Below are 5099 nucleotides of genomic sequence, written 5' to 3' on the forward strand. Positions count from 1 at the left end.
CGCCGGCGTCGACATCCTCGTCATCGACACCGCGCACGGCCATTCCCAGCGTGTGCTCGACGCCGTGTCGCGGGCCAAGAAGCTCTCCAATTCCGTCCGCATCATCGCCGGCAACGTCGCCACGGCAGACGGCACCAAGGCCCTGATCGATGCGGGTGCCGACGGGGTCAAGATCGGCATCGGTCCGGGCTCGATCTGCACCACCCGCGTGGTGGCCGGCGTCGGCGTGCCGCAGCTCTCCGCGATCATGGCCGCCGTTGAGGCTGCTCACGCCAGTGGCGCCTCGATCATTGCCGACGGCGGCATCAAATATTCCGGCGATCTCGCCAAGGCGCTCGCCGCCGGCGCCCACGCGGCCATGGTCGGCTCGCTGCTCGCCGGCACGGATGAAAGCCCTGGAGAGGTCTATCTGCATCAGGGGCGGTCCTTCAAAGCCTATCGCGGCATGGGTTCCGTCGGCGCCATGGCGCGCGGTTCGGCCGATCGTTATTTCCAGGCCGAGGTGCGCGATACACTCAAGCTGGTGCCGGAAGGCATCGAGGGGCAGGTGCCTTACAAGGGGCCGGTTTCAGGCGTGTTGCATCAGCTTGCCGGCGGCCTGAAGGCGGCCATGGGCTATGTCGGTGCGGCCAATCTGGAGGAATTGCGGCGCAAGGCGACATTCATCCGCATTTCCGGTGCCGGCTTGCGTGAAAGCCATCCCCATGACGTCACCATTACGCGTGAAAGCCCGAATTATCCGGGCTGATGAGCGGCTCCTCTCCGGCGCGCATCCATAGGGACGGGCAGGGGAGGGCGAGGGAGCGGTACGCATGAACCAGACCGCCATCTTCTGGCCGATGATCTGCCACGCCCTGCTTGTCTTCTGCGTCTATGCGCTGATCTCGACGCGCCGCAAGCAGGCGGTGAAGGCGGGCAGCGCCAAGGTATCGCAGTTTCGCGAGAACCAGGTCGAGCCGCCGGAAAGCCTGTTTGCGCGCAACAATCTGGCGAACCAGTTCGAACTGCCGGTGCTGTTCCACGTCGTCTGCCTGGCGCTCTATGTCACAAACGGGGCAGGCGTCGTTCCGCTTGTGCTCGCCTGGGTCTTCACCCTGTCGCGTTATGCCCATGCCTATGTGCATGTGACCTCGAACAGGATTCGCCACCGTCAGCCGCTATTTCTGACCGGCTTCATCTCCGTGGGCATATTGTGGCTCTGGCTGGCGCTGCATCTCCTCGGGCTTGTCTGAAAGCAGAACCCGCGGCGCCGTTTCACGGATCAGATCGGCCAATATGCGACATTCGTCCTGGCGCGGGCTGTTACGCCGCCAGGCGAGGCAGATCGTGCGCGAGGGCACGGGGTCGGCAAAGGAGACGATCTTCAGGTTGCGGGTGGCCTGCGCGACCCCGATGGCCATTTCGGGAATGAGCGTGATTCCCATCCCGTGCGCCACCATCTGCAGAAGGGTGGTCAGGCTCGTCGCGCCGTAGCGCGCCATCGCCACCGGCTTCACCTGGCCGCAGACGGCGAGCGCCTGTTCACGCAGGCAATGGCCTTCTTCCAGCAGCATGAGCCTTTCGAGAGACGGACTTTCCGGCGGCACCGGCGGTGAGACGAAGGCCGGATCGTCGGGCGGTACGGCGAGGAAGAAGCGGTCGGTGAACAGGGTTTCGGAAACAAGACCGTCATTGCCGATCGGCAGGGCCGCGATGAAGGCGTCGAGCCTGCCCGAAAGCGTCTCGTCCATGAGCGTGCCCGTCACCGCCTCGCGCAGTTCCGTCTGCAATGCGGGAAAGCGGGAGCGTAGTTCGGGCAGCACATGCGGCAGCAGATAGGGCGCCACGGTCGGTATGATGCCGATGCGGAAGCGGCCTTCCAGCATTCGCCGCCCGCGCCGGGCCACGGCCTCCAGGTCGCTGATCTCCGCCAGTATCTTCTCGATGCGCGGCAGCAGCATGCGCCCTTCTTCCGTCAGTCGCACCACTCCCTTGCCGCGTTCGAAAAGCCGGCAAGCAAGCCGCGTCTCCATTTCCGCGATCTGCGCCGACAATGCCGGCTGGCTCACGCCCGCTAATGCTGCGGCCCTGCCGAAATGCCGCGTTTCGGCCAGCGCCTGAAAATACTGCATCTGCCTGATGGTCAGCCCGATCATAATTTAAAATTATCAAACTAAGCAGAAAACGCAATTTGCCATTATCGGCCGGCTCGGCTAAATTGGAATTGTTCCAAAGAGCGTTGGCCAGGATTCAGGCCCGCTATAGGGAAATCCATTCATTCGGCAACGGGAGGTCAGGCCTTGACGGAGCGATCGACCATACGACAGGTCCCGGCGCGCCGATCCCCTGCTTCCGGAAAGCATAGTGCTTCATTCGACTGGAGATAGAGATGGACGCAAAAACTGACGACAATGCAGGGAAGTGCCCGTTCACCGGCGGGCGCGGGCCTAGGAACCGCGACTGGTGGCCGAACCAGCTGGACGTGGATGTCCTTCACCGGAGCTCCCCAAAGTCCGATCCGATGGGCAAGGACTTCGACTACGCCAAGGAGTTTCAGACCCTCGACCTCGATGCTGTGATCAGGGACCTGCATGCCCTGATGACGGATTCGAAAGACTGGTGGCCGGCCGACTTCGGCCATTACGGCGGCCTGATGATCCGCATGGCCTGGCACAGCGCGGGCACCTATCGCATCACCGACGGCCGTGGGGGCGCAGGGGCTGGCCAGCAGCGTTTCGCGCCGCTCAACTCCTGGCCGGACAATGCCAATCTCGACAAGGCGCGCCGGCTCTTGTGGCCGATCAAGCAGAAATATGGCCGCAAGATCTCCTGGGCCGATCTGATGATCCTCGCCGGCAATGTGGCGTTGGAATCCATGGGCTTCAAGACATTCGGCTTTGCCGGCGGCCGCGCCGACGTATGGGAGCCGGAGGAGCTTTACTGGGGCCCCGAGGGATCCTGGCTGGGCGATGAGCGCTACAGCGGCGAACGCCAGCTCGCAGAACCGCTCGCCGCGGTGCAGATGGGCCTGATCTACGTCAATCCCGAAGGTCCCAATGGCGAGCCGGACCCGGTGAAGGCGGCCAAGGATATCCGCGAGACGTTCTTCCGCATGGCCATGAATGACGAGGAGACCGTCGCTCTGATCGCGGGCGGCCACACCTTGGGCAAGACGCATGGCGCCGGCGATCCGTCGCTGATCGGGCCGGATCCGGAAGGCGCCGCTATCGAGGACCAGGGCCTTGGCTGGAAGAGCAGCCATGGCACCGGCGTCGGCGCCGACGCCATCACCGGCGGGCCGGAAGTGATCTGGTCGCAGACGCCGACGAGGTGGAGCAACTACTTCTTCGAAAACCTGTTCAAATATGAATGGGAGCTGACGAAGAGCCCGGCCGGGGCATGGCAGTGGCAGGCGAAAGACGCCGAACCCTCCATCCCGGACCCCTTCGATCCATCGAAGAAGCGCGTGCCGACCATGCTGACCACGGACCTCTCTCTGCGGTTCGATCCGGAATACGAGAAGATCTCGCGGCGCTTCTATGAGAATCCCGACCAGTTTGCGGACGCCTTTGCCCGCGCCTGGTTCAAGCTCACCCACCGCGACATGGGTCCGAAGGTGCGCTATCTCGGCCCGCTCGTGCCGAAGGAGGATCTCATCTGGCAGGATCCAGTCCCGGCGGTCGATCACGAGCTGGTCGACGAGCAGGACATTGCCGATCTGAAGGCGAAAGTCCTCGCATCCGGCCTGACCGTATCCGAGCTGGTCTCAACGGCATGGGCCTCTGCTTCGACCTTCCGCGGTTCCGACAAGCGCGGCGGCGCCAATGGTGCTCGCATCCGCCTCGCGCCCCAGAAGGATTGGGAGGTCAACGAGCCGGAGAAGCTCGCAAAGGTGCTGCGCACCCTTGAGGCGATCCAGGCCGATTTCAACGCGGCTCAATCGGGCGGCAAGAAAATCTCGCTTGCCGATCTGATCGTGCTTGCCGGTTCTGCGGCGGTCGAGAAGGCTGCGAAGGATGCAGGCGTCGATGTGAAGGTGCCTTTCGCGCCGGGGCGGACGGATGCCTCGCAGGAGCAGACGGACGTCCAGTCCTTTGCTCCGCTGGAGCCGCGCCAGGACGGCTTCCGCAACTATACCAACAAGAACAAGCTGCAGTTCATGCAGCCCGAGGAGGCCCTTGTCGACCGGGCGCAGCTGCTGACGCTGACCGGGCCGGAAATGACGGTCCTTGTCGGCGGCCTGCGCGTCCTCGGCGCAAATGCCGGCGGCTCCGACTACGGCGTCTTCACCAAGGAAGTGGGCAAGCTGACGAACGACTTCTTCGTCAACCTTCTCACCATGGATACGCAGTGGCAGCCTGCCGCCGATGGCACCTATGAGGGCCGCGACCGCAAGACGGGCGAATTGAAGTGGAGGGCGACCCGCGTTGATCTCATCTTCGGTTCGCACTCGCAGCTTCGTGCCTTTGCGGAAGTCTATGCCTGCGCCGACAGCCAGGAGAAGTTCGTCAACGACTTTGTGGCGGCCTGGGCCAAGGTGATGAACGCGGATCGCTTCGATCTCGTTGCCCGATAAGGGCACGCTGTCGAGTAACCAATCGTCCTTCGGGACGGAAAACAGGCGTGGAGCGATCCGCGCCTGTTTTTGTCGGGTTGGCTTCGCGTCCCAATGCGGCTGTCATGCTCGATCGCCGAGGGAGGCGAGGAGTGTCGGGCATCCATGTCTCGACGACCGGTGACGGGTGCCGGCGACGGAACGAAGCTGCCGCTGGGGTTCAGCTTTCCGATTCTGCCGGCCCATCTTTACTCCCCCTGACCGAAATGCGGGGATAAATCCATCGCCCTCTCCGCGCCAAGCCATTGTCGCCCTTCACCATTCACYRVTCCCCATTCMCCATTTCATCCCCGCCTTCYTRACCTGCGCTATCCTTGCCCCATCCCTTTCCGCGGGAAAGCGGGTCGCGACGGCGGTCCCGCGGGAAAGGGRCCGGCGCCTCCGCCCTGCCCTCGTAAGGCGGGGCCGGGGAGGTTCCGTCCAAGGGTTCCCCTCCCGGTACTACGGCCGGGGCGTGCTGGACGAGCACACAGCCCTGCGATGGCAAGCAGGGGCAGCGGAACGG

4 protein-coding genes are annotated in these 5099 nt (G+C 63.8%); 3 read left to right on the forward strand and 1 reads right to left on the reverse strand.

Translation table 11 applies throughout. From position 1 onward, the window contains the following. The coding region (locus tag L598_RS19775; protein WP_186445123.1) for an IMP dehydrogenase at positions 1-748 on the forward strand (748 nt) is incomplete at its 5' end. Positions 749-812: 64 nt separating this feature from the next. Continuing rightward, positions 813-1232: an MAPEG family protein gene (locus L598_RS19780; protein WP_144865456.1), complete on the forward strand. Its 420-nt coding sequence runs from the start codon at positions 813-815 to the stop codon at positions 1230-1232. On the opposite strand, the gene L598_RS19785 is transcribed toward L598_RS19780, so the two are convergent. Then, on the reverse strand, positions 1158-2135 hold the full coding sequence (locus tag L598_RS19785; protein ID WP_144865458.1) for a hydrogen peroxide-inducible genes activator: 978 nt from the start codon (positions 2133-2135) through the stop codon (positions 1158-1160). The two genes, L598_RS19780 and L598_RS19785, sit on opposite strands and share 75 nt — an antisense overlap. 233 nt (positions 2136-2368) lie before the next feature. On the opposite strand from L598_RS19785, the gene katG reads away from it, so the two are divergent. After that, entirely contained in the window at positions 2369-4555 is a 2187-nt protein-coding gene (gene katG / locus L598_RS19790) for a catalase/peroxidase HPI (protein WP_144865460.1), read from the forward strand. Positions 4556-5099 lie beyond the last annotated feature (544 nt).

The organism is Mesorhizobium sp. J18 (assembly GCF_007829525.1).
Lineage (GTDB): Bacteria > Pseudomonadota > Alphaproteobacteria > Rhizobiales > Rhizobiaceae > VLJP01.